We start from the raw sequence: 24,103 nt of genomic DNA on the forward strand, positions 1-24,103 counted from the left end.
CCGTCACGGGTTCCGTCACGGGTTCCGTCACGGGTTCCGTCACGGGTTCCGTCACGGGTTCCGTCACAGATTCCGCCGCAGGTATTGCGGCAGCCGTGGCGCGCAGTTTCCAGACCGGCCCCAGGCCCATCTCGCGCAGAATCTCGTCCTGCGTCATAAATCGCGCGCCATCACGATGGCATCCTCACGGCCTTCATGCGCCGGATAATAATCGCGGCGGCGGCCGATTTCGGCGAAGCCGTGGCGCCGATACAAGGCCTGGCCGCCGAGGTTGCCGGGGCGCACTTCGAGCAGCATGCGCGTTACCGCCTGCGCCCGCGCCTGGTCGAATAGATGCATCAGCAAGGCGGAGCCGCGACCGCCGCGCTGCAGTTCGGGCAGCACGGTAATGTTCAGTAGATGCGCCTCATCCAGTACCTGCATCATCACGGCATAGCCGGTCATCTGTCCGTGCTCCTGCGCCAGCCAGGTGTCATGGCCGGCCGCCAGGGAATCGGCAAAATTGCCGCGGGTCCAGGGAAAGGCATAGATGCGCCGCTCCGCCTCCGCCACCGCATCGAGATCGTCGCCCGTCATGGCCCGGTAGCACAGCACTATCGAAGTCCGCCGCGCGCCATGCGTTCGGCGGTGGTCAGCGCCACCTTGTCGCGCACGTAAATGGGCTGCGCCTGGGCAGCCGCGACCGCCCCGCCTTGGGCAAATATCGGCGCGGCGAGACGCAGCACGGCGGCAGCCGTCGGAAACGCATCGGCACGCACTCCGGCGAGGTCCGGCTTGCCGGCGAGCAGCAAGTCGCCGTAGGCCGCGAAGCCGTCGCCGATCGCCCAGAGGCCGGCAAGAGTTGGCGCTGGCGCCACGGCGGGCGGCAGGCAGGCAGGCGCCATGAGTTGCTCCACGCTGTCGCCCCCGACCCGATAGGCCGCGCTATATACCTCGTTCATGCGCGCATCGAGGCAGACCCAGACCTCGCGTTCGCCGCAGGCCAGTGCCAGCGCTTCGAGGCTCGATACCGGCACTACCGGCCGGTCGAGGCCCCAGGCCAGGCCCTGCGCCACGCCGCAGGCCAGGCGCAGGCCGGTGAAGCCGCCGGGCCCGGCGCCGAAGGCGATGCCGTCGATCTGCGTCAGCGAACAGCCGGCCTCGGCCAGCAGTTCGTGCACCCAGGGCAAGAGCCGTTCGGAGCCGCCGTTGGGCAGCTCCTCGGCGCGCTCGATGAGCGCGCCGTCCTGCCACAGCGCAACCGACAGGCGTCGTGTCGCGGTCTCGAAGGCCAGCAGGCGCATGGAAACAGTCAGCTCCGGTGCCGCGCCTACTTGCGGCTGCCGAGGATGCCGCGCAGCGTGTCCTGGATGTCGGCCGGAATCAGTACCGTCTTGGCATTGTCCGACGAGGCCAGGTTGCCGATCGCATGGATGTACTTCTCGCCCAGCATGTAGCGCATCGGCGCGTCCTCCGTGCCGATCGCGGCCGCCACGCGGCGGATCGCCTCGGCCGAGGCGTCGGCCAGCGTGATCTGCGCTTCGGCCTGCAGGCGCGCGGCCTGCAGCTGCGCCTCGGCGTTGAGGATGGTGGACTGCTTGGTGCCCTCGGCCTTGGTCACCATGGCCTTGCGCTCGCGCTCGGCCGAGGCCTGCGCCTCCATGGCCTTCTGCATCGATTCCGACGGGTTGATGTCCTGGATCTCGACCGACTTCACGGTCAGGCCCCAGTCGATGGCCTCGTCGGCGACACCTTCGCGCAACCGGGCCTTGATCTTGTCGCGGTTGGACAGCGCCTCGTCCAGCGTCATCTCGCCGATGATCGAGCGCAGGGTGGTCATGATCATGTTGCGGATCGCCTCGGAGAAATCCGTGACGCCGTAGACCGCCTTGATCGGATCGGTGACCTTGATGAAGGCGATCGCATTGGTCAGGATCACCGCGTTGTCCTTGGTGATGACTTCCTGTTCCTGGACGTCGAGGATGATGTCCTTGGTCACCAGCTTGTAACGCACCTGGTCGAAGTAGGGAATGATGATGTTGAGGCCGGGACGCAACGTGGCGTGGTACTTGCCGAGGCGCTCGACGATCCATTCCTCGCCCTGCGGCACGATGCGCACGCCCTTGGCGATGGTGACTGCGACAAAGACAAATACTGCAATTACAAAAACCGCGAACTCACCCATCACCGACCCTTTCAGTATTTGCCTACCTTCAATAGCTGGCCGTCCACCGCCAACACCCTGACCCGCTCGCCGGCGGCTATCGCTTCATCGGCGAGACAGGGCCAGACATCGGAGCCCATCACCGGCTTCTGGAAACGCACTTCACCGCGTGCCGACGCAACACCCAGCGGCTCGATCGCCCGCACCAGGATGCCGATTTCGCCCAGCGCCTCGTTGGCCTGGCCCGACCGCGTCTTGCCGTCGTCGCGGCGGAAAACCTTGAACCAGAGCATGGTCATCAGTACCGAGGCGGCGGTCCACAGCAGTATCTGCGTGGTAAATGCGATCTCCGGGACAACCAGCATGGCGACACCCACCAGCAGCGCGCCGAGGCCGAACCAGATGATGAAAAAACTGGGTACGGCCAGTTCGAGCAGCCCCAGGCCGAGGCCGAGCACCATCCAGTGCCACCAGGCGAGTTCCATTTTCCCTGTGTCCTTTTCCCGAAACTTCCGGCTGAGAGCAGCCGCCCGGCAACGGCGGCGGAAACCGGCGCTACTGCCAAAACGAATATTTTATCGCCTTTGCCGCGTGCGCCTTTCCCTCCCCGGCATATTATTCCGACCGCGGCAAACAACCGGAGAAGCCCGATTCCGCGGCGCTGCAGCATTGAGACAATTTTCAAAAAGCTTGATCCAGACAGGGAATTCTTGATTACACTGCGTTACCATTCGCATAGAATTCAACCCGCCACTACCATCATCACTCCCACGAGGTCACACATGAACAAGTCTGAACTGATCGAAATCACCGCCAAAGAAGCCGATATCAGCAAGGCTGCTGCCGAGAAGGCGCTGTCCGCTGTCATCGCCGCCATCGTCAAGGCCGTCTCCAAGGGTGACAGCGTTACCCTGGTCGGCTTCGGCAGCTTCAAGTCCTCGAAGCGCGCCGCGCGTGTCGGCCGCAATCCGCAGACCGGCAAGGAACTCAAGATCGCTGCCACCACCGTGCCGCGCTTCACGGCCGGTGCCACCTTCAAGGCTGCAGTGGCCGGCAAGAAGGCTGCCAAGAAGAAGTAAACAGCGTTTCAGGTTTGCTTCAGGCCCGCCTCGCGCGGGCCTTTTTGTTTTCAGGCCCGGTTGGCTTGCAAGCGCTGCCGGCTCGCCTCGAACAGGCACACCGCGGTGGCCGCCGCCACGTTCAGCGATTCGGTGCCGCCGGCAAGCGGAATCGTGGTGCGCAGGTCGGCCGCCGCGATGAGTTCCGCAGACAGTCCCGCACCCTCGTTGCCCACCAGCCAGAGCAGCGGTCCGCTCAGGTCGAGTTCATAGAGGCCGCGACCGCCACTGGCCACGGTCGCAACCGAAGTGGCTGAACGGGCCGCCAACACCGCCGCGAGATTCACCTGTTCGCGAATCGCCAGCGAAAAATGTGCGCCCTGCCCGGCGCGCAGCACGCGCGCCGTCCATGCCCCGGCACAGCCGGTTCCCAGCAAGACCTGATGCACCCCGGCCGCGGCTGCGGTGCGCAGGATGGCGCCGACGTTGCCCGCATCCTGCACCGCGTCGAGCAGCACGGCATCGCCTTGCGGCGCTGCGTCCGACGCTCGCGGAATGGCGATCACGGCGGCAATGCCGGTCGGCGTGCTGACGCCGGAGACTTCGCGAAACAAGTTGTCGCGCAGGACCACACAATCGATGCCCGCTGCCCCCGGAAGCAGGGCCGCGATCTCGGAATTTTTCAGCCCGCTCTCGCTCACCAGCAGCTTGACTATGGCAACGCCGCGCGTCAGGCAGGTCGATACCAGGTGTATCCCGTCGGCAAGCGCGAACCCGTGCCGGCGCGGATCGTCCGCGATCGTGCGCAGCGACTTGAAAAGCGGGTTGTCGCGCGAAACGATGTGGCGCGAATCCTTCATCGCGATCCTTCGAGCAGGGCCCGCACCGGCGCAAAACTTCTGCGGTGGAACGCCGCCGGCCCATACAACTGCAGGGCCGCCCGATGGATTGCGGTGTCATAGCCCTTGTGGCGATCCAGCCCATACTGGGGAAATGCCTCGTGAATACGCCGCATTTCGGCATCGCGCGCCGTCTTGGCGAGAATCGAGGCCGCCGAAATCGCCGGCTCGGTTGCATCGCCGCGGACGATGGCGCGTGCCGGCATCGCCAGCGGCGGGCAGCGGTTGCCGTCGATCAGCGCTTCCAGCGGCTGCACGCCAAGCGCCTCCACGGCGCGGCGCATGGCCAGCAGCGTCGCCTGCAGGATATTGATGCTGTCGATTTCCTCGACCGATGCCGAGGCGATGCCGAAGCTCAGCGCCTTCTCGCGTATTTCCAGCGCCAGGCGCTCGCGCGCGCGCGCGGACAGCTTCTTGGAGTCCGCCAGGCCGACGATGGGCCTGGCCGGATCGAGAATCACGGCGGCCGCATAGACCGGCCCGGCAAGCGGGCCGCGTCCGGCTTCATCGACGCCGCATATCAGGTGAATCATGCCTTCTGCAGATAGGGCAGCACGGCGTCGGCCGCCTTCTGCGCGGTGTTCTGCCGCAGCAGGCGGTGGATGCCGGCGAAGACGCGCGCGATGGCGGCGCGCGCCGGCCGGTCCGCCAGCAGATTGCCCAGCGCCTGGGCGAGATTCTCGGGCGTCGCCTCGTCCTGCAGGAACTCGGGCACCACATAGCGCCCGGCGAGAATGTTCGGCAGTCCGACCCAGGGCAGATAGCGCATGCCGCGCATCAGGCGCCAGGACCACGGCGACATCTTGTAGGCGATCACCATGGGCCGGCCGACCAGGGCGGTTTCCAGCGTGGCGGTGCCGCTCGCCACGAGTACCGCATCGCTGGCGGCGACCGCCTCCGCCGCGTGGCCGAACATCAACGTGAAGGGCATTTCGTCGGCCTTGAGCTTCCACAGCGCCGTCTCGAACTGCAGGCGCGTCTCGCGCGACACCAGCGGCACCAGGAACTGCAATTGCGGATGACGCTGCAGCAGCAGCTTGGCCGTCTCGATAAATGTCTCGGCCATGAAATGCAGTTCGGACTGGCGGCTGCCCGGCAGCAGGGCGATCACCGGGCGCTCCTGCGCCACACCGAGCTGTTCGCGCACCGCGCGCCGGTCGATTTCGAGCGGAATCACGTCGGCCAGCGGGTGGCCGACATAGCTGCACTTGACGGGAGTGCCCCGATACAACTCGGGCTCGAAGGGATAGAGGGCGAGGATGTGGCTCACCGACTCGACGATCCGGCTCATGCGGTTCTTGCGCCAGGCCCAGATCGACGGACTGACGAAGTGGATGGTGGGAATGCCGCGCGCCTTGAGGCGCTTTTCCAGCCAGAGGTTGAAATCCGAGCCGTCGACGCCGATGAAAACATCCGGCTTGTCCTGCAGCAGGCGGCGCAGGAGTTGCCGGCGCATGCGGGTGATGGCCCGATAGTGCCGCAAGACCTCTGCATAGCCGCGCACCGCCAGCATTTCGGCCGGCCACAGCGAATCGAAGCCCTCGCGCTGCATCTTCGGCCCGCCGATGCCGTAAAACTGCGCCTCCGGCAGGTGCCGTTTGAGCGCGGTAATCAAATGTGCGGCAAGCTGGTCGCTGGAGGCTTCGCCCGCCACCATGGCGATTCGCACCATCAGCGAATGATTCCTCGTCCGGGATGGGCGAGAAAGCCTGCCAGCAAGGCCAGTTCGGGCACCGCCGCCGAGTCGGCTTCGATCACGGCGCGCGCCTCGTCGAGCTTCATGCCGGCCTTGTAGAGCGTCTTGTAGGCGCGCTTGACCGCCGCCACGGCATCTGCCGAAAAGCCGCGGCGCTTGAGCCCCTCGGCGTTGATGCTGCGCGGCACGGCCGGATTGCCGGCGGCCATGACGAAGGGCGGCAGATCCTGCAGCAGGATGGTGCCCATCGCCGTGATGCTGTGGGCGCCGATGCGCACGAACTGGTGCACCGCCGTGTAGGCGCCAAGGATGGCCCAGTCTTCGACCTGCACGTGGCCGGCGATCTGCGCGTTGTTGGCGAAGATGGTCTGGTTGCCGACCTGGCAATCGTGCGCCAGATGCACGTAGGCCATGATCCAGTTGTCATTGCCGAGGCGCGTCACGCCGGCATCCTGCGTCGTGCCGCAATTGAAGGTGCAGAACTCGCGGATGGTGTTGCGGTCGCCGATTTCGAGCCGGGTCGGCTCGCCCGCATACTTCTTGTCCTGCGGCTGTTCGCCGATGGAACAGAACTGGAAGATCCGGTTGTCGCTGCCGATCCGGGTATGGCCGGTGAGGACGACGTGGGGGCCGATCACCGTGTGATCGCCGATTTCGACATGCTCGCCGACGATCGAATAGGGACCGATGACCACGCCGCGACCGAGCTTCGCCGCGGGATGGACGATGGCGCTGGGATGAACGCTCATCAGGGCGTCGGTCGCACGGCGCAGATCAGGTCGGCTTCCGCAGCCACCTGGCCATCGACCTTCGCCGTCGCCGAAAATTTCCAGATGCCGCGCTTGTTGGCGGCGAGCGTGACTTCGATCACCAGTTGGTCGCCGGGCCCGACGGGCTTCTTGAAGCGCGCGTTGTCGATGCCGACGAAGTAGTAAACCGACTTGTCGTCAGGCTTGCTATCCATGGTCTTGAAGGACAGGATCGCCGCGGTCTGCGCCATCGCCTCGACCACCAGGACGCCGGGCATCACCGGATGATGCGGATAGTGACCGGGGAAGAACGGCTCGTTCATGCTGACGTTCTTGAGCGCCGTGATGCGCTCGCCGGGCACCACGTCGAGCACGCGATCGACCAGCAGGAAGGGATAGCGATGCGGCAGATAATTGAGGATTTCGTGGATATCCATGCGGGAATCGACTGCCCCGCCAGCGGTGGCTGAACTCATGATTTCTTCTCCAGTGCGGCAAGCCGTTGTTCGAGGGCACGGATTTTATCGGCCATCGCGTCAAGATGGCGCAGCCGCGAAAAATTCCGCCGCCAGTCGCCGTGTTCGAGGAAAGGCACGGCGCCGCTGTAGGTTCCCGCTTTGCCAATCGACTTGGCCACCAGGGTGCCGGCGGCCACATTGACGTCATCGGCAATGCTCAGGTGTCCGAGGATCACCGCGCCGCCGCCCACCGTGCAGCGTGCGCCGATTACCGCGCTGCCGGCGATGCCGACGCAACCGGCCATCGCAGTGTGGGCGCCGATGTGCACGTTGTGTCCGACCTGGATCTGGTTGTCGAGCTTGACCCCGTCGCCGATCACCGTGTCGCCCAGCGCACCGCGATCGATGGTGGTTCCGGCTCCGATCTCGACATCGTCGCCGACCAGCACGCGACCGACTTGCGGAATCTTGACCCAGGCTCCCTCCGCCTCGCGCGCGAAGCCGAAGCCGTCGGCGCCGATCACCGCCGCGGAATGCACCAGGCAGCGCGCCCCGAGGATGACCCCGGAATAAATCGTCACATTGGCCGCCAGTCGGGTGCCGACACCGATCTCGACCCCGGCGCCGATGCTGCAGTTGGCGCCGATCACCACATCGTCGGCGATCCTGGCGCCGGCGCCGATCCAGACCTGGGGTCCGATGCTGGCCTTGGCGGACACCTCGCCCTCGACCACGGCACTGGGATGAATGCCGGCGACGACGAGGGGCGGGGGATTCAGCCACTGCGCCACGCGGGCGTAATACAGATAGGGTTGCGGCGTCAGGATTGCCGCTGCCGGACCAGCCACCTCGGGCGGCGCCATGATCACCGCACTGGCGCGGGTGGTGGCCAGCTGATGGCGGTACTTCGGGTTGGCCAGGAAGGCCAGTTCGCCGGGGCCGGCACCTTCCAGGGTGCCGATGCGGGAAATCACCGTGTCGCCAGCGCCAACTATCTCTCCGCCGAAACGTGCGACGATCTCATCGAGCCGCAGCATCACGGCCAAAGCGTCCTATTCCTTTGCCAGATCATTTGTGACGCGAAGACAAGCCGCAGACAGTGCACATTGCACGGCAAGGCGAAGTCGACAAAGTCACGGATGATATGGGAAGGGAATCACTTGTTGCCGTCGCCCAGCGCCTTTATCACCTTGTCCGTGATGTCGATGCGCGGGTTGGCGTAGACCGCCTCCTGGAAAATGATGTCGTACTTCTCGGCTTCGGCGATCTGCTTGATGATCTTGTTCACGCGCTCGAAAATCGCGGCCATTTCCTCGTTCTGGCGCTGGCTCAGATCCTCGCGGAACTCGCGCTGCTTGCGCTGGAAATCGCGGTTGAGTTCGCCGAACTCGCGCTCCTTGGTGCGTCGCTCGCTCTCGGCCATGGTCACCGCGTTCTTGTCCAGCGTCTCCTGCATGCCCTGCAACTGCTTGGCAATGCGCTGCAGTTCCTGGTCGCGCTTTTCGAAATCCTTTTCGATCTTCTTCTTGGCGCGCGCGGCCTGGGGTGCGTCGTTGAGAATCTTCTGGCTATTGACGAAGCCGATCTTGCTCTCGGCCAGGACTGCGGCAGAGAACGAGATCAGGGCAATACCGGCAAGAATGTATTTCTTCAGCATGACTTTCTCACAATCAGACTATCAAAAGACCGAGCCCATCTGGAACTGCAGACGTTGCACCTTGTCTTCGGTTTTTTTGTTGAACGGATTGGCAAAGGAGAACTTGAGCGGACCCATGGGCGAATTCCACGACAGCGCGATACCGCCACTGTAGCGCAAGCTGCCCAAGCTGAACTTGCTATCGTAACCCCAGACATTGCCAGCATCGAGGAAGCCGGAGAGGCGCATCGAATTGTCGCGCCCCATGCCGGGCACGGGGAACAGCAGTTCGACGTTGCCGATCAGCCGCTTGCTGCCGCCGACCGCCTCGTTGGTAGCCGCATCGCGCGGCCCCAGGGAACCCGAGTCGAAGCCGCGCACCGAGCCGATGCCGCCGGCGTAGAAATTCTTGAAGAAGGGCAGTTCCTTGTCGCCATATTTCTGGGCCACGCCCACCTCGCCGTTCAGCGCCAGCGTGAGCCTGCGGTCGAGGGGGAAAAAATGCTGGTGCTGATAGGTGGCACGAACATAGGTCGCCGTGCTGCCCGGCAGGGAAACTTCGAGTACCGCGCGCCGCAAAACACCCTTGGTGGTCACCAGCAGGCTGTCGCGTTCATCCTTCTGCCAGCCGATCGTGGTCAACAGGGTGTTGCTCCTGGCACCGAAGCGGGTCACGTAGTCCTGGTAGCGCAGCGGGCTGTTGGCGTCGGTCTTGAGCGTGGTACGGTCGATCGAGACGCCGAGGTTGAGGTAGTCGTCCTCGCCGATCGGCAGCCCCCAGCGCACGCCGCCACCGGCCGAATCCGAGCCGAAGCTGCCGACCGAAAGGGTGCTGGTGTCGGTGTTGCGCACGTAGATGTCGAAGCCCTGGCTGATGCCGTCGACCGTGAAATACGGGTCGGTATGCGACAGGGAATAGACCTTGTTCGATTTGCTGGTGCTGACCTGGACGCCGATGTGCTTGCCGCTGCCGAACAGGTTCTGCTGCTGCACCGAACCGGACAGCGTGAATTTTTCAGCGCTGGAGAAACCCGCTCCGAGCATGATGTTGCCGGTGGGCTTTTCCTTGACCTTGACTTCCATGTCGACCTGGTCGGTGGTGCCGGCGACCGGCGGCGTTTCCACCGACACCTCGTCGAAATACCCCAGCCGATCGACGCGCGTGCGCGACTTGTTGATCCTCTCGCCGTCATACCAGGCGGACTCGGTCTGGCGCAATTCACGCCGCACCACTTCATCGCGGGTCCGCGTGTTGCCGGTCACGTTGATGCGGCGCACGTAGACGCGGCGCCCCGGGTCGATGTACACGGTGAACGCCACCTGGCGCTTTTCCTTGTCCAGTTCCGGTGCCGCATTGACGTTGGCAAACGCATAGCCTTCATTGCCCAGACGCTCGCTGATGGCCTTGGTGGTGTCGGCCATCTTCTCGCGCGAGAACACTTCACCGGGCCTCACCTGCACCAGCTTGGTCAATTCCTCTTCGGGCAGCAGCAACTGGCCGGCCAGCTTGACCGCAGAGACCGTGTACTTCTCGCCCTCAGTGATGTTGACGGTGATGTAGATGTCCTGCTTGTCCGGCGATATCGATACCTGGGTCGACTCGATGTTGAATTCGAGATAGCCGCGGTCGAGGTAATGGGAGCGCAGGGTTTCCAGATCGCCGGAGAGTTTCTGCTTCGAGTATTGATCGTTCTTGGTGTACCAGGTCAGCCAGCCCGGCGTGCGCAGCACCATCAGGTCGAGCAACTCGGATTCCTTGACGGCGCCGGCGCCGATGATGTTGATCTGCTTGATCTTGGCGATGTCGCCCTCGGTGACGGCGAAGTTAACCCCGACGCGATTGCGTTCCAGCGGCGTGATGGTGGTCGTCACCTGGACCGCATAGTGTCCCTGGGCCAGGTATTGGCGCTTGAGTTCCTGTTCGGCGCGTTCGACCATGGCGCGGTCGAAGATGCGCGACTCGGCAAGACCGACCTCGCGCAGCGACTTCTTCAGGTCTTCCGGCTTGAAGGCCTTGAGGCCGGAGAAATCGAGCGAAGCGATCGCCGGACGCTCTTCAAGCACCACCACCAGCACCTGGCCGTCGATCTCCAGGCGCACGTCCTTGAAGAAACCGGTGGCGAACAGCGCCTTGATCGCGGCTGCCGCCTTTTCGTCGTTCATGGTGTCGCCGACCTTGACCGGCAGGTAGGAAAACACCGTGCCGGCCTCGGTGCGCTGTATGCCTTCGACCCGGATATCCTTGATCTGGAATGGATCGAACGCCCAGGCCGAGTGTGCCAGCAGGGAAGCGACCAGACCGGCGAGCAGTTTTTTATTCATGTGTTTGAACGGAAATTAGCCGGAAACAAGACGGTTGATATCGTTGTAGAAGGCAAAAGCCATAAGCAGCGCCAGCAGGGCGAAACCGATCTGTTGGCCGATTTCCAGAGCCCGTTCGGACACTGGTCCACCCTTGATAAATTCGACGAGATAATACATCAAATGCCCCCCGTCCAGAACCGGCACCGGTAGCAGGTTGAGCACACCGAGACTGATACTGATCAAGGCCAGAAAGCGCAGGTAATAGCTGGGGCCGAGGCGTGCCGACTGGCCCGCGTAGTCGGCGATGGTCACCGGCCCGGAGAGATTCTTCCATGACAGCTCGCCGGTCAGCATGCGGCCCATCATGCGCAGGCTGAGGATAGAGGTGTCCCAGGTCTGCGCCAGCGAACGCGCAATCGAATCCAGGGGGCCGTAGCTGACGACCGTCGTCATCTCGAAGGCCTCGCCCTTGCCCTCCTTGGCCATCAGGCCCAGCCGTCCGAGCTTGTGCCCACCCTCTTCGGCCAGGCGCGGAGCGGCAACCAGCTCGAGCTGGCGACCGTCGCGCTCAATGGCGAATTTCAGCTCACGGCCCGGCGCGGCGCCGGCGGTTGCCGCCAGTTCGGCCCAGAGGGCAATCGCCTTGCCGTCGATCGCCAGTATTCTATCGTCATCGCGAAATCCCGCTGCCGCAGCCGCCGAACCGGGCAGCACGCGACCCACCACGGCCGGCAGGCGCGGCCGGTAAAGCACCAGCCCCAGCGTGCGCAGGGGATCCTTTTCGAGTTCTTCGAGATCGAAGCGATCGCTGGCGATACGGTGCATCCCTGCCTCGCCATGCAGGCTGATCACCTCCAGTTGCAGCGGCTCCTGATCCAGGGCGCGGCGCATGGTTTCCCAGCGCAGTTCCTGCCAGGTCTGGATCGCCTGGCCATTCACCGCGCGCACCGTCATGCCCTCGCCGATGCCGGCCAGCGCCGCCGGCGTGCCTGCCGGCGGCGGTCCGAGGCGGGGCTTGAGCTCGGTGACGCCGGCCATGAAGAGGAACCAGTACAAGACGATCGCCAGCAGGAAATTCGCCACCGGACCGGCCGCCACGATGAAGGCGCGGCGGCCCACCGACTGGCGGTTGAAGGCGCGCGGCAGTTCCGCGGCGGCAACCTCGCCCTCGCGCTCGTCGAGCATCTTGACGTAGCCGCCCAGCGGAAACGCAGAGATCGCCCACTCGGTGCCGTCGCGGCCTTGGCGCCGCATCCAGAGCACCTTGCCGAAACCGAAGGCAAAGCGCAGGACCTTGACATTGCAGGCGCGCGCCGCCAGGTAGTGGCCCATCTCGTGCACCACAACCAGCACCGCCAGTGCCAGCAGGAAGGCGCCAACATACCAGGCCAGCAGTTCCGGGTTCATGACATGCGCGAAAGGATATCGAGGGCTGCCGCCCGCCCCTGGCGGTCGGCCTCCAGCACCGCGGCAAGGTCGGGCACGGCGGCCTGCGGCACGACATCGAGCGTGGCCGCGATCAGATCGGGAATGCCGAGGAAAGACAGGCGACGGTCGAGAAACGCGGTCACTGCGACTTCGTTGGCGGCATTCAGCACGGCTGCCGCATTGCCTTCGGCACGCAAGGCGCGATAGGCCAGGTCGAGACAGGGAAAGCGCGCCAGGTCCGGGCGCTCGAAACTCAGCTGCGCCACGGCGAACAAGTCGAGCGGCGCCACCCCGGAATCGATCCGCTCGGGCCAGGCCAGGGCGTGGGCGATCGGCGTGCGCATGTCGGGATTGCCGAGCTGGGCCAGCACCGAACCGTCCGCATAATCCACCAGGGAATGAATCATGCTCTGCGGGTGGATCACCACTTCGATGCTGTCGGCCGGGGCATTGAACAGCCAGTGCGCCTCGATGACTTCGAGACCCTTGTTCATCATGGTCGCCGAATCGACCGAAATTTTTCTGCCCATCACCCAATTGGGATGGGCCACCGCCTGCTCCGGCGTCACCTCGGTCAGCGCTGCCAGCGGCGTATTGCGGAACGGTCCGCCCGAGGCGGTCAGCAGGATGCGCCTGACCGCGCCGCGCGCCATGTCGCCCGCGTAGTTGTGCGGCATCGACTGGAACACCGCGTTGTGTTCGCTGTCGATCGGCAGCAGCAGCGCGCCGGCCTGCCGCGCCTCACTCATGAACACCGCGCCGGCCATCACCAGCGCTTCCTTGTTGGCCAGCAGCACGCGCTTGCCCGCACGCGCGGCGGCGAGCGTCGGCGACAGGCCCGCGGCACCGACGATGGCGGCCATCACCGCATCGACCTCGGGCAGGCTGGCGACCTGCACCAGCGCCTCGGCGCCGTGCAACACCTCGGTGGCGAGGCCGGCGTCCCTGAGCATGCGCGCCAGGCGCAGGGCATCCTCCGCACCGCCCACCACCGCATAGGCCGGACGGAAGCGGCGGCACTGCGCGGCAAGAACCTCAACCTGGCGATGCCCGGTCAGGGCCACCACCTCGAAGCGTTCCGGATGGCGCGCCACCACGTCGAGCGTGCTGACGCCGATGGAACCGGTGGCGCCGAGAATAGTCAGTTTCATGATTTAACCAGGTACAGGATCAGGGCCGCCAGCGGCAGGGTGGAGGTCAGTGCATCGATGCGATCGAGCACCCCGCCGTGGCCCGGCAGCAGATTGCTGCTGTCCTTGATGCCGGCCTGACGCTTCAGCAGCGATTCGAACAAGTCGCCGATCACGCTCGCCGCGGTGAGCAGGATCAGCAGCAGCGCCAACAGCGGCCATGCCAGCGGCAAGCTGCCCGCCAGCGGCGAATAGCTCAGCACGATGGCACCGTAGATCAGCACGCCGACCACGGCGCCGGCCACGCCTTCCCAGGTCTTGCCGGGGCTGATGGTCGGCGCCAGCTTGTGCCGGCCGTGTTTACCAAATGCGCGGCCGGCGAAATAGGCGGAAATGTCGGCCACCCAAACCAGCGCCATGGCGGCCAGCAGCAGCCAGGTGCTCACCGCATGCAGGGCCACCATCGCGGCCCAGGTCGGCAGGATCACCAAGGCGCCCAGCAGGTAGCCGAAAAAGTCGTTGCCGGCAAGCCGCCATCGGTAGCGGAACCACAGCGGCACCACCAGGATCCAGAACACCGCCGCGACGCCGAGCAGCACCGGCACCAGTTGCGCTGCCGCCACCGTCAACTGCCAGCAGAACAGCACCAGCACAAATGCATACATGACCCGCGCCGGCTGGTCCTGGCGCATCAGGCCGCCCCACTCCCAGGCCGCCAGCGCGGCAATCGCGGCAAAGGCCAGCACCGCCGCCAGCGGCGGCAGGGCGAACAGGATCAGCGCGAGACCGGCAACCAGCAGCAGTGCGGTGACGACCCGCGTCTTCAGCATCTCAGTCGCGGGATGACGGTGCAAGAGTTGGCGCTGGCAATACGCCGAGCGCCTGAGCGGCCGGCTGTTCGGCGAGTTGCTCGCTGGTGCGCCCGAAGCGGCGCTCGCGCCGCCGGTAGGAGGCGATCGCCGCATCCAGCGCCGGCTCGTCGAAATCCGGCCACAGGGTGTCGGTGAAATGCAGTTCGCTGTAGGCCAGTTGCCAGAGCAGGAAATTGCTGATGCGCTGCTCGCCGCCGGTGCGGATGAACAAGTCGGGTTCCGGCGCGTAGGCCATCACCAGGTGCGGCGCCAGGTCCGCCTCGCCGTAGCAGCCGGCCTTTTCCGGATGGGCCAGCGCCAATTGGTTCATGGCCTGCAGGATGTCCCAGCGCCCGCCGTAGTTGGCGGCGATGGTCAGCGTCAGGCGGGAATTGTTGGCCGTGGTCGCCTCGCCTTCGCGGATCAGCGCGACCAGCCGCGGTTCGAAGGCGGACAGGTCGCCGACCACTTTCAGCCGCACGCCGTTGGCATGGAGTTTGCCGATTTCGCCCTGCAGTGCGTTGATGAACAGGCTCATCAGGAAGGAGACTTCCTCGGCCGGACGCCGCCAGTTTTCCGAGGAAAAGGCAAACAGGGTCAGGTAGTCGACCCCGCGTGCGATGCAGGCCTTGACCATCGCCCGCACCGTCTCCACCCCGCGCTTGTGGCCCGCGACGCGCGGCATGAAGCGCCTTTTCGCCCAGCGCCCGTTGCCATCCATGATGATGGCAATGTGGCGCGGCATGTCGCCCACGTTGGGAATTGCCTGCGTCGAGCTGGTGAACTTTCCTGCCATGACACCCTCTCAGAAGCGATGATTCAATCTGCTGCGCAAGCCGATGGCGGCGCACCGGCGATCCGGAATCAGATCGCCATCAGGTCCTTCTCTTTGTCCGCCAGCGCCCGGTCGACTTCGGCGACATAGCGGTCGGTGAGGCGCTGCATGTCGTCAAGGGCGCGGCGTTCGTCGTCTTCCGAGATTTCCTTCTTCTTCAGCGCGTCCTTCAGGTGCGTGATCGCGTCGCGGCGCAGGTTGCGGATCGCCACCTTGGCGTTCTCGCCCTCGTGCTTGATCACCTTGATCAGGTCGCGGCGGCGCTCCTCGGTCAGGGCCGGCATCGGCACGCGAATGATCTCGCCCTGGGTCGAAGGATTGAGGCCCAGGTCGGAATCGCGGATCGCCTTTTCCACCTTGCCCACCATGGGTTTTTCCCAGGGCTGCACGCCGATGGTACGGGCGTCGATCAGGGTCACATTGGCGACCTGGGTGATCGGCACCGGCGATCCGTAGTAGTCCACATGGACATGATCGAGAATGCCGGTATGCGCCCGCCCGGTGCGTACCTTGGCCAGGTCGGCCTTGAGCGCCTCCAGGCTCTTCTGCATCTTTTGTTCAGACGTCTTTTTCAGTTCGGGAATCATGCCCCACTCCTAAAATCTAAACGTGAACCAGGGTGCCCTCGTCCTCGCCCATCACCACGCGCTTCAAGGCGCCGGTCTTGAAGATCGAGAACACGTTGATCGGCAGTTTCTGGTCGCGACACAGCGCAAACGCCGTCGCATCCATCACCGCCAGATTGCGTCCGATCGCTTCGTCGAAGCTGATCCGGGTGAAGCGGGTGGCCGCCGGATCCTTCTTCGGGTCCGCGGTGTAGATGCCATCGACCTTGGTCGCCTTCAACACCATCTCGGCGCCGATTTCCGAGCCGCGCAGCGCCGCCGCGGTGTCGGTGGTGAAGAAGGGATTGCCGGTGCCGGCACCGAAAATCACCACCTTGCCCTCTTCGAGGTAGCGAATCGCCTTGCCGCGGATGTAGGGCTCGACCACCTGCTCGATGTTCAGCGCCGACTGCACGCGGGCGTTGATCCCCGCCTGGCGCATCGCATCCGACAGCGCCATGGCGTTCATCACCGTCGCCAGCATGCCCATGTAGTCGGCCGTGGCGCGATCCATGCCGGTGGCCGTGCCGCCGATGCCGCGAAAGATGTTGCCGCCGCCGATCACCACGCCGAGTTCGACGCCGAGATCGGTCACCGCCTTGATTTCCGCCACGACGGCGGCCAGCACCGACGGATTGATGCCGTAGGCATCATTCCCCATCAGCGCCTCGCCGGACAGCTTGAGCAGGATGCGGCGGTATTTCGGTGCGGTCATGGCGTAGCTCAGTCCTTGCCCGGCTCGTCCTTCTTCGCAGCCGCAGCCGCCTGCGCAGCCACTTCGGCGGCGAAGTCATTGACCTTCTTCTCGATGCCTTCACCGACAATGAACAGCGTGAAGCTGGCCACCGAAGCGCCCTTGGCCTTCAGCAAGGCTTCGATGGTCTGCTTGCCGTCCTCGGCCTTGACGAAGACCTGGCCCAGCAGCGTGACGTCCTTCAGGTACTTCTGCACCGTGCCTTCGGCGATCTTTTCCAGCATGGCTTCCGGCTTGCCGGCTTCGCGTGCCTTTTCGATCGCGATGCGGCGCTCGGTATCCAGCAGCTCGGCGGGCACGCCCGACGAATCGAGCGACTTCGGCTTCGAGGCGGCGATGTGCATCGCCAGATCCTTGGCCAGTTGTTCGTCACCACCGACCACGTCCACCAGCACGCCGATCTTCGAGCCGCCATGGATGTAGGAAGCCAGCTTGCCCTGGGCCGCGACGCGCACAAAGCGGCGGATGCTCATGTTCTCGCCGATCTTGCCCACCAGCGCGGAGCGGGTGGATTCGACCGTGCCTTCGCCCAGGGGCAGGGCGGCAAGCGCGGCGACGTCGGCCGGGTTCTGCTCGGCCACCAGGCGCGCGCAGTCGGCGGCCAGCTTGAGGAACTCGTCGTTCTTGGCGACGAAGTCGGTCTCGCTGTTGATTTCGAAAATGCTGCCAAGCTTGCCGTCGCCGGCGATGTGGATCGCCACCACGCCCTCGGCCGCGACGCGGGTCGCGGCCTTGCTGGCCTTGTTGCCCAGCTTGACGCGCAGGATTTCTTCGGCTTTCGCCATGTCGCCGCCGGCTTCGGTCAGCGCCTTCTTGCATTCCATCATCGGCGCGTCGGTCTTCTCGCGCAGTTCCTTGACCATGCTTGCGGTAATTTCCGCCATTGCTCTTACTCCAGAATCAAAACCTTAGAACCTGTTAGCCACAGAGGGCACAGAGATCACAGAGGAAACCCCCTGCTCTTCTCTGTGTCCTCTGTGATCTCTGTGGCTGATGCCTAGTCCTTACTCAGCCGCGTCCGAGACTTCGACGAACTCGTCGTCGCCGGCCAGCTGCTGCACCACCTCGTTGATACCCTGGCTCTTGCCTTCGAGGATGGCATCGGCCACACCGCGGGCATACAGGCGGATCGCGCCGGAGGAGTCGTCATTGCCGGGAATGACGTAGCTCACGCCTTCCGGGGAATGGTTGGTATCGACCACGCCGATCACCGGGATGCCGAGCTTGCCGGCTTCGGTAATGGCGATCTTGTGGTAGCCGACGTCGATGATGAAAATCGCGTCGGGCAGGCCGCCCATGTCCTTGATGCCGCCGATGGACTTCTTCAGCTTGTCCATTTCGCGCTGCAGGGTCAGGGTTTCCTTCTTCGACAGCTTCTCGAAGTTGCCTTCCGACATGGCGGTTTCCAGGTCCTTGAGGCGCTTGACCGAAAGCTTCAGCGTCTTGAAGTTGGTCATCATGCCGCCCAGCCAGCGGTCATCGACGTAAGGCATGCCGCAACGCTGGGCTTCCTCGGCGATGATTTCGCGCGCCTGGCGCTTGGTGCTGACGAACAGGATGGTGCCCTTCTTGGCCGCCATCTTGCGCACGAACGTCATCGCTTCCTGATACTTGCTCAGGGTCTTTTCGAGGTTGATGATGTGGATCTTGTTGCGATGGCCGAAAATGTACGGGGCCATCTTGGGGTTCCAGAAACGGGTCTGGTGGCCGAAGTGAACGCCGGCCTCCAGCATCTGGCGCATGGTTGTGCTCATGGACTATCTCCGATATGGGTTAAACCTCCGCCTGGCCGTGCTGCTTTCCGCATATTCCGCGTGAAAAGCCACCCTATCGGCGCCAAGCGTGTGGATTTTGCCCGGGACCATCCCGGACAAGCCCGCGATTATAGCCGGCGATGGCAGTCCGACACAAGATGCATGGCGCTTTCGGGCGCCCGACCAGGGCAGCCTGAGGTTAAAATGTATGGCCTTCCCCCAACCGTGCCCTGCATTCATGGCCATTTCAATAAAAACCACCCAAGACATCGCCGAGATGCGGGTCGCCTGCCGTCTGGCCGGCGAAGTCCTCGATTACATCGAGCCCTTCGTCAAGCCCGGCATCACCACGGCGGAGCTGGACCGGCTCTGCCACGACTACATGGTCGAGGTCCAGGGCTGCATCCCGGCGCCGCTCAATTACGCGCCGCCGGGCTATGCGCCCTACCCCAAATCGATCTGTGCCTCGGTCAATCACCAGGTCTGCCACGGCGTGCCCAACGACCGCTCGCTGAAAAAAGGCGACATCGTCAACCTCGACATCACCACGATCAAGAACGGCTGGCACGGCGACACCAGCCGCACCTTCTGCGTCGGCGAAACCTCGATCCTCGCCAGGCGCCTGGTGGCCATGACCCACGAATGCATGTGGGTCGGCATCGCGCAGGTCCGGCCCGGGGTGCATCTGGGCGCGGTCGGCGCCGCGATCCAGAAGCATGCCGAAGGCGCCGGTTTCTCCGTGGTGCGCGAATTCTGCGGCCATGGCATCGGCCGCAACTTCCACGAGGAACCGCAGGTGCTGCACTACGGCAAGGCCAGCGACGGCCCCCTGCTGGTGCCCGGCATGGTGTTCACCATCGAACCGATGATCAACGCCGGCAAGGCGGCGATTTCCGAACTGCCCGACGGCTGGACCATCATCACCAAGGATCGCAGCCTGTCCGCGCAATGGGAGCACACCGTCTACGTCACCGAAACCGGTGTCGAGGTGATGACCATGTCGGCCGGCGCACCGCCCTGCCCGCCCCACATCCGGATCACTCCCTGAGCCGCCCGGCTCCGGACCGGCTGCCTGCGATGCAACGGGTATGAGCGAACTCGACCTGCGCGAACTGACGGGCGCCGCGCGCCAGCGCCTCACCGCGGGGCAGCAGGCGCTGGCCGCCGCCTGGCGCCAGGACAAGCACGGCCCCACCCTGCTCGCAGGGCGCGCCGCTCTGGTCGACGGCGTGCTGCAGGACCTGTGGACCGCACTGGCCATGCCCGACACCTGCGCGCTGGTGGCCGTCGGCGGCTACGGCCGCGGCCAGCTCTACCCCGGCTCCGACGTGGATCTGCTGATCCTGGTGCCGGACGAACAACATACGAGCACCGAATGCGCCGCCGCGCCGCAACTCGAACAACTGATCGGCCTGCTGTGGGACATCGGCCTCGACATCGGCCACAGTGTGCGTACCGTCGATCACTGCCTGGACGAAGCCGAGCGCGACATCACCGTGCAGACCTCGCTGCTCGAAGCCCGCTACCTGACCGGCGCGCATGCGCTGTATGAAGATTTCGAGCAAAGCTACAACGCGGCGCTGCAACCCGCGGATTTCTTCAAGGCCAAGCAACTGGAGCAGGCCGAGCGCTACGCCAAGTTCAACGACACGCCTTACAGCCTGGAGCCGAACTGCAAGGAAAACCCCGGCGGCCTGCGCGACCTGCAGGTGATCCAGTGGGTGGCGCGAGCAGCCGGCATCGGCGACGACTGGAAAGACCTGGCGCGGGCCGGCCTGATCACGGCGCCCGAGGTGCGCCAGTTCGAACGCGTCGACCGCATGCTGGCCGATCTGCGCATCGAACTGCACCTGCTCGCCGGCCGCCGCGAAGACCGCCTGCTGTTCGACCACCAAGAAAAGCTTGCCGCCGCGATGGGCATCGCCCCAACCGAGGCCAAGCGCGCCTCCGAAGTGCTGATGCAGCACTACTACCGCAACGCCAAGCTGGTCACCCAGCTCAATTTGCTCGTCATGCAGGTGCTGGCCGATCGTCTACAGCCGGCGCAGGCGGCGGCGCCGATCGTCATCGACAGCCACTTCCAGATGGTGCGCGAACAGCTCGACGTGCGCGAGGAGGATATTTTCCAGCGCCTGCCGCGCACCATCCTCGAATGCTTCCTGCTGCAGATGCAGCGCTCGGAACTCAAGGGCATGACGCCGCGCACCCTGCGTGCCCTGTGGCGCGCGCAAGGCGGCATCGACGCCGCCTTCCGCCGCGACCCGGCGAACCGCGAGCTGTTTCTCAAGCTGTTCCAGCAGCAGCACCTGATCAGCCCCCTGCGCCGGATGAACCAGTTCGACATCCTCGGCCGCTACCTGCCGGCCTTCGGCCATATCGTCGGCCAGATGCAGCACGACCTGTTTCATGTCTACACCGTCGATCAGCACATCCTGCAGGTGATGCGCAACCTGCGGCGCTTCGCCATGCCCGAGCACGCCCACGAATACCCGTTCTGTTCGCGGCTGATGGCCGGCTTCGACAAGCGCTGGCTGCTGTATATCGGCGCGCTGTTCCACGACATCGCCAAGGGGCGCGGCGGCGACCACTCCCAACTCGGCAAGAAGGATGCCGCGCGCTTCTGTCGCGACCACGGCATCAGCGGCGAGGATGCCGAGCTGGTGGTGTTCCTCGTCGAAAAGCACCTGACCATGTCGCAGGTCGCGCAGAAGCAGGATCTGGCCGATCCCGAAGTCGTACTTGCCTTCGCCGCCAGCGTCGGCGACATGCGCCGGCTCACCGCGCTCTACCTGCTCACCGTGGCCGACATTCGCGGCACCAGCCCGAAGGTGTGGAACGCCTGGAAGGGCAAGCTGCTGGAAGACCTGTTCCGCATGACTGCCGGCGTGCTCAAGGGCACCGCCGTGCTGCAACTGTCCGGGGTCGCCGAGCGGCAGGAGGAGGCGCGGCGCATCCTGCGCTACCACGGCCTGCGTCCCGACATCGAACTCGATCTATGGAGCCAGCTCGACACCGGCTATTTCATGCGCCACGCCGCCGACGAAATCGCCTGGCATACGCGCACCCTCTATCATTGCCCGTCGAGCGAAAAGCCGGTGGTGCGCGCGCGCCTCAATCCGATGGGCGCCGGGCTGCAGGTGATGGTCTATGTGCAGGACCAGCCGCTGCTGTTCGCCCGCCTTTGCGGCTTTTTCGCCAAGCTCGGCTACAGCATCGTCGATGCGAAGATCCACACCACGCGCCATGGCTACGCGCTGGACAGCTTCGTGGTCTTCGCCTTCGATGCGACCATGCCCTACCGCGACATGATCGGCCTCATCGAGCACGACATCATCGAACAGCTGACGCAACTGCCGCCGCTGCCGAGCGGCTTCGGCGGGCGCCTGTCGCGACTGGTGCGCCATTTCCCGGTGACGCCGGAAATCGAGATTCGCGCCGACGAGCGCGGCAGCCACTACCTGATGTCGCTCAGTGCCGCCGACCGCCCCGGCCTGCTCTACGCCATCGCCCGCGTGCTGGGCCAGCATGGCATCACCCTGCACACGGCGAAGATCGCCACGCTCGGCGAACGCGTCGAAGACGTCTTCCTCATCAGCGGCAAGGAACTGGCGCAGACCGCGACGCTGGTCCGGCTGGAACAGGACCTGCTCAAGGCGCTGCAGGTCTGATCGCCGCCCGGCCCGCGCTGTCGCGCAAGCCGGCAAACGTCAGGTCTGGATTTCCTTGGGCAGTTGGTACTTCAGGCACTCGCCGATGCTGACCACGCTCAGCGCGAGGTCGGAACGCGGCTTCAGCCTGACCGCCAGCGTGCCGCCATCGGCACGGGTTTCCATGTCGGCAATCTTCATGCACTCGCCGGAGGGGCAAGCCCACGCGCTTTGCCGGCAGCGGCCGATGGCCTCGATCATCGCCTGAGCCTGTTCGTCCTGCTGGTCGAAACTGATGACCACCTCGTCACCCTGCTTCTCGATGTGATATTTCATCGATTCCCTCCTTCTCGTTTTTTGCGCATTCTAGACCCGCGGCGGAGATGGCCGCAGATTCATTGTGACGCACTGCAACAGTTGGTGCTGGCGGCACGGCGGCGAAAGCGCCCGGCCTGCCCATTTACCGGGCGCTCAGTCCTTGCGCCGATCCAGCGCATACAGCACAGCCAGCCAGAAGCCCAGCAACAGCAGCCACTTGCCTGCCGCGCAGGCGGCGGAAACGCCGTAGACCCAGGCGATGTCGAAGCGCGGAACTTCCGTCAGCCACCAGTGGAAGGCATTCTCCGTGGCGTCGCAGGCGGCGGCCAGCGGCAGCAGCCACATCGCGAAATTGCGCAAGGCCGCCGGCTGCGCCGCGAACAGCGTGGAGCGGGAAACCAGCAGGTAGCCGAAGGAGCCGTAGCAGGCCAGCAGCAGGTAGTCGTAGGGCAGATGCGCGCGATAGCGCAGCAGATCCGCGGCCGACCAGGCGTGGATCACCTCGGCAAACGCCCGCGGCGAAAACGCCAATTGCAGCGCGAGGATGTTCGGCTGCAGCGGCGCCAGATACCAGGCAATGCCCGCCAGCAGCGCAAACGCGGAAAGTCCGCTGAGCCACACCGCGGCCACGGTCAGGATCTCACCGCGGGATCAGCAACCACGGCAGCGACAGGATGCCGAGAACGCCGGCTGTCTAAGCTCACTCAAAAGTCCTCAAGATAAGTCGCCTTGCCGAGAAGTTCCACCACAGCGCCGCGGCCGGCAATCCGCAAGCGGGTGCCATCGGAGAAAACCAGCGAAAGGTCCACCTCGGCTTTGCGCTTGAAGGGCAGGGGCAGCAAAGCATGCTTGATGCCGCCGACCAGCAGGCAGCCGTCAGCAATCGTATTCGGCAAAATCGGCAACGGCGCGGTGACCACCGCGCCCCCGATGACCAGAAGCGCCTCCTGGCTCCAGCCGCTGCCGCCGTCACGACCGGGCGCGCCCTTGGATTTGAGAATAGAGGCATGCGAGAAGTGCACCCGCGCATCGGCGTCGACGATCCGCAGCTCGTCGATACGGGAGTCGTACAGTTCGAGTCCGCTACTCACGCGGCCGTGCTCGGATCTGGGGCTTGTTGCAGTTCAACGTTGAAACTGCGCCACGCGTGTGAATAGAGCAATGGCCTACGCCGGAGAATGATTCTTGAGCCACTCGCGCAAGGCAGCGTCCACGCGGGTTTGCCAGCCCTCGCCACTTTCGCGGAATTGCTCTACCACTTCTCGCGACAACCGAATGGTGATGCGCTCTTTGGTCGGTGTCTTCTGAGGGCCACGAACAGCTAGTTTCTTCCTAAGCGACAGTGGCAATACCTCAGCGGCCGGCTTGAACTTCGCCATATCCTCGGCCGTCAGTTCGCGAACCTCGCCGTCAGTATCAATCAAGGGTTTGCGGCTTGCCATATCTATTCGCCTCTCTCGTATTTGCCTTACGGAAACTGATTACCCGAATGCCCGTCTCGGTCTCGGTAAAGCACAGCACATGCAGCCGGCGATCCAGGTAGCACAGCGCGATGTAACGGGTTTCGCCATATGCCTTTCGGGTGTCAGGAAACACCAGCGCAGTATTGAAATCGACTTCTGCTGCTCGTTCGAATGAGAGTTGACGCTCTTTGATGTTTCTCTCGTTCTTGATCGGGTCGAAGTCAACTTTCATGCACTAGAGTGTATGCACAAATAAGTGGTGCGTCAAGGTTTATTGTATGCACAAACACACCCTGCGATTCTCCGTGAAAGTGGGGCCGAATCGGGATAGGAAGAAGCCTCACGGCCCCTCCCTCCCACACCACCGGACGTACG

The 24,103-nt window shown here is 64.4% G+C and carries 28 protein-coding genes; 3 read left to right on the forward strand and 25 right to left on the reverse strand.

Annotated features, from left to right (window positions below):
* Positions 1–153: 153 nt before the first annotated feature.
* The 4 genes from rimI to RMO95_RS18885 are packed head-to-tail and all read right to left on the reverse strand — an operon-like array spanning position 154 to position 2,628.
* Positions 154–576 carry a ribosomal protein S18-alanine N-acetyltransferase gene (rimI, locus tag RMO95_RS18870; protein WP_310452212.1) on the reverse strand — a complete coding sequence of 141 codons (423 nt, stop codon included), beginning with the start codon at positions 574–576 and terminating at the stop codon, positions 154–156.
* A 17-nt stretch (positions 577–593) separates the two neighbouring features.
* Positions 594–1,283 carry a tRNA (adenosine(37)-N6)-threonylcarbamoyltransferase complex dimerization subunit type 1 TsaB gene (tsaB, locus tag RMO95_RS18875; RefSeq protein ID WP_310452213.1) on the reverse strand — a complete coding sequence of 230 codons (690 nt, stop codon included), beginning with the start codon at positions 1,281–1,283 and terminating at the stop codon, positions 594–596.
* Between the two features lie 26 nt (positions 1,284–1,309).
* Positions 1,310–2,164 carry an SPFH domain-containing protein gene (locus tag RMO95_RS18880; RefSeq protein ID WP_310452214.1) on the reverse strand — a complete coding sequence of 285 codons (855 nt, stop codon included), beginning with the start codon at positions 2,162–2,164 and terminating at the stop codon, positions 1,310–1,312.
* Between the two features lie 11 nt (positions 2,165–2,175).
* Positions 2,176–2,628: an NfeD family protein gene (locus RMO95_RS18885; RefSeq protein ID WP_310452215.1), complete on the reverse strand. Its 453-nt coding sequence runs from the start codon at positions 2,626–2,628 to the stop codon at positions 2,176–2,178.
* Between the two features lie 297 nt (positions 2,629–2,925).
* Between RMO95_RS18885 and RMO95_RS18890 the strand changes: the two genes are divergently transcribed.
* On the forward strand, positions 2,926–3,222 hold the full coding sequence (locus RMO95_RS18890) for an HU family DNA-binding protein (RefSeq protein WP_310452216.1): 297 nt from the start codon (positions 2,926–2,928) through the stop codon (positions 3,220–3,222).
* A gap of 50 nt (positions 3,223–3,272) precedes the next feature.
* Here the strand turns inward: RMO95_RS18890 and RMO95_RS18895 are convergent, their stop codons facing one another.
* From RMO95_RS18895 to rpsB, 16 genes are all read right to left on the reverse strand, one after another.
* The gene (locus tag RMO95_RS18895; protein WP_310452217.1) at positions 3,273–4,061 is read right to left on the reverse strand and encodes an RNA methyltransferase; all 789 of its coding nucleotides are present in this window, start codon (positions 4,059–4,061) and stop codon (positions 3,273–3,275) included.
* Entirely contained in the window at positions 4,058–4,633 is a 576-nt protein-coding gene (rnhB, locus tag RMO95_RS18900) for a ribonuclease HII (protein ID WP_310452218.1), read from the reverse strand. The genes RMO95_RS18895 and rnhB overlap by 4 nt, the downstream gene beginning before the upstream one ends.
* A complete protein-coding gene (gene lpxB, locus RMO95_RS18905; protein WP_310452219.1) occupies positions 4,630–5,772 on the reverse strand; it encodes a lipid-A-disaccharide synthase in 1,143 nt (380 codons plus the stop codon). The genes rnhB and lpxB overlap by 4 nt, the downstream gene beginning before the upstream one ends.
* On the reverse strand, positions 5,772–6,548 hold the full coding sequence (gene lpxA / locus RMO95_RS18910) for an acyl-ACP--UDP-N-acetylglucosamine O-acyltransferase (RefSeq protein ID WP_310452237.1): 777 nt from the start codon (positions 6,546–6,548) through the stop codon (positions 5,772–5,774). The genes lpxB and lpxA overlap by 1 nt, the downstream gene beginning before the upstream one ends.
* Entirely contained in the window at positions 6,545–6,982 is a 438-nt protein-coding gene (gene fabZ / locus RMO95_RS18915) for a 3-hydroxyacyl-ACP dehydratase FabZ (protein ID WP_310452238.1), read from the reverse strand. The genes lpxA and fabZ overlap by 4 nt, the downstream gene beginning before the upstream one ends.
* 35 nt (positions 6,983–7,017) lie before the next feature.
* Positions 7,018–8,043 carry a UDP-3-O-(3-hydroxymyristoyl)glucosamine N-acyltransferase gene (gene lpxD, locus RMO95_RS18920; protein ID WP_310452239.1) on the reverse strand — a complete coding sequence of 342 codons (1,026 nt, stop codon included), beginning with the start codon at positions 8,041–8,043 and terminating at the stop codon, positions 7,018–7,020.
* Positions 8,044–8,159: 116 nt separating this feature from the next.
* The gene (locus RMO95_RS18925; protein ID WP_310452220.1) at positions 8,160–8,660 is read right to left on the reverse strand and encodes an OmpH family outer membrane protein; all 501 of its coding nucleotides are present in this window, start codon (positions 8,658–8,660) and stop codon (positions 8,160–8,162) included.
* 21 nt (positions 8,661–8,681) lie between these two features.
* On the reverse strand, positions 8,682–10,961 hold the full coding sequence (bamA, locus tag RMO95_RS18930) for an outer membrane protein assembly factor BamA (protein ID WP_310452221.1): 2,280 nt from the start codon (positions 10,959–10,961) through the stop codon (positions 8,682–8,684).
* A gap of 15 nt (positions 10,962–10,976) precedes the next feature.
* Positions 10,977–12,350 carry an RIP metalloprotease RseP gene (rseP, locus tag RMO95_RS18935; RefSeq protein WP_310452222.1) on the reverse strand — a complete coding sequence of 458 codons (1,374 nt, stop codon included), beginning with the start codon at positions 12,348–12,350 and terminating at the stop codon, positions 10,977–10,979.
* On the reverse strand, positions 12,347–13,525 hold the full coding sequence (gene ispC, locus RMO95_RS18940; protein ID WP_310452240.1) for a 1-deoxy-D-xylulose-5-phosphate reductoisomerase: 1,179 nt from the start codon (positions 13,523–13,525) through the stop codon (positions 12,347–12,349). Before ispC ends, rseP begins: the two co-directional genes overlap by 4 nt.
* Entirely contained in the window at positions 13,519–14,331 is an 813-nt protein-coding gene (locus RMO95_RS18945; RefSeq protein WP_310452223.1) for a phosphatidate cytidylyltransferase, read from the reverse strand. Before RMO95_RS18945 ends, ispC begins: the two co-directional genes overlap by 7 nt.
* A gap of 1 nt (position 14,332) precedes the next feature.
* Positions 14,333–15,148 (reverse strand): polyprenyl diphosphate synthase, encoded by an 816-nt coding sequence (uppS, locus tag RMO95_RS18950; protein WP_310452224.1) that lies wholly within the window; start codon positions 15,146–15,148, stop codon positions 14,333–14,335.
* 68 nt (positions 15,149–15,216) lie between these two features.
* Positions 15,217–15,774, reverse strand: coding sequence for a ribosome recycling factor (gene frr / locus RMO95_RS18955; RefSeq protein WP_310452225.1), 558 nt, complete (start codon positions 15,772–15,774; stop codon positions 15,217–15,219).
* 16 nt (positions 15,775–15,790) lie between these two features.
* Positions 15,791–16,507, reverse strand: coding sequence for a UMP kinase (gene pyrH / locus RMO95_RS18960; RefSeq protein WP_310452226.1), 717 nt, complete (start codon positions 16,505–16,507; stop codon positions 15,791–15,793).
* An 8-nt stretch (positions 16,508–16,515) separates the two neighbouring features.
* Complete coding sequence (gene tsf, locus RMO95_RS18965; protein WP_310452227.1) at positions 16,516–17,430, reverse strand: translation elongation factor Ts; 915 nt, start codon at positions 17,428–17,430, stop codon at positions 16,516–16,518.
* A gap of 120 nt (positions 17,431–17,550) precedes the next feature.
* The gene (gene rpsB, locus RMO95_RS18970; RefSeq protein WP_310452228.1) at positions 17,551–18,300 is read right to left on the reverse strand and encodes a 30S ribosomal protein S2; all 750 of its coding nucleotides are present in this window, start codon (positions 18,298–18,300) and stop codon (positions 17,551–17,553) included.
* 238 nt (positions 18,301–18,538) lie between these two features.
* Here rpsB and map point away from each other — a divergent pair, with 238 nt between their 5' ends.
* On the forward strand, positions 18,539–19,348 hold the full coding sequence (gene map / locus RMO95_RS18975) for a type I methionyl aminopeptidase (RefSeq protein ID WP_310452229.1): 810 nt from the start codon (positions 18,539–18,541) through the stop codon (positions 19,346–19,348).
* A 40-nt stretch (positions 19,349–19,388) separates the two neighbouring features.
* The gene (locus tag RMO95_RS18980; protein ID WP_310452230.1) at positions 19,389–21,968 is read left to right on the forward strand and encodes a [protein-PII] uridylyltransferase; all 2,580 of its coding nucleotides are present in this window, start codon (positions 19,389–19,391) and stop codon (positions 21,966–21,968) included.
* A gap of 39 nt (positions 21,969–22,007) precedes the next feature.
* Here the strand turns inward: RMO95_RS18980 and RMO95_RS18985 are convergent, their stop codons facing one another.
* The 5 genes from RMO95_RS18985 to RMO95_RS19005 all read right to left on the reverse strand — a co-directional run bounded on the left by RMO95_RS18985 (position 22,008) and on the right by RMO95_RS19005 (position 23,960).
* On the reverse strand, positions 22,008–22,283 hold the full coding sequence (locus tag RMO95_RS18985; RefSeq protein ID WP_310452231.1) for a hypothetical protein: 276 nt from the start codon (positions 22,281–22,283) through the stop codon (positions 22,008–22,010).
* Between the two features lie 135 nt (positions 22,284–22,418).
* Positions 22,419–22,895, reverse strand: a complete 477-nt coding sequence (locus tag RMO95_RS18990; RefSeq protein ID WP_310452232.1) for a hypothetical protein — start codon at positions 22,893–22,895, stop codon at positions 22,419–22,421.
* Positions 22,896–22,969: 74 nt separating this feature from the next.
* Complete coding sequence (locus RMO95_RS18995) at positions 22,970–23,356, reverse strand: hypothetical protein (protein WP_310452233.1); 387 nt, start codon at positions 23,354–23,356, stop codon at positions 22,970–22,972.
* A 75-nt stretch (positions 23,357–23,431) separates the two neighbouring features.
* Complete coding sequence (locus RMO95_RS19000; protein ID WP_310452234.1) at positions 23,432–23,707, reverse strand: BrnA antitoxin family protein; 276 nt, start codon at positions 23,705–23,707, stop codon at positions 23,432–23,434.
* Positions 23,682–23,960 carry a BrnT family toxin gene (locus RMO95_RS19005; RefSeq protein WP_310452235.1) on the reverse strand — a complete coding sequence of 93 codons (279 nt, stop codon included), beginning with the start codon at positions 23,958–23,960 and terminating at the stop codon, positions 23,682–23,684. The genes RMO95_RS19000 and RMO95_RS19005 overlap by 26 nt, the downstream gene beginning before the upstream one ends.
* Positions 23,961–24,103 lie beyond the last annotated feature (143 nt).

Source organism: Sulfuritalea sp., from assembly GCF_031426875.1.
GTDB lineage: Bacteria > Pseudomonadota > Gammaproteobacteria > Burkholderiales > Rhodocyclaceae > Sulfuritalea.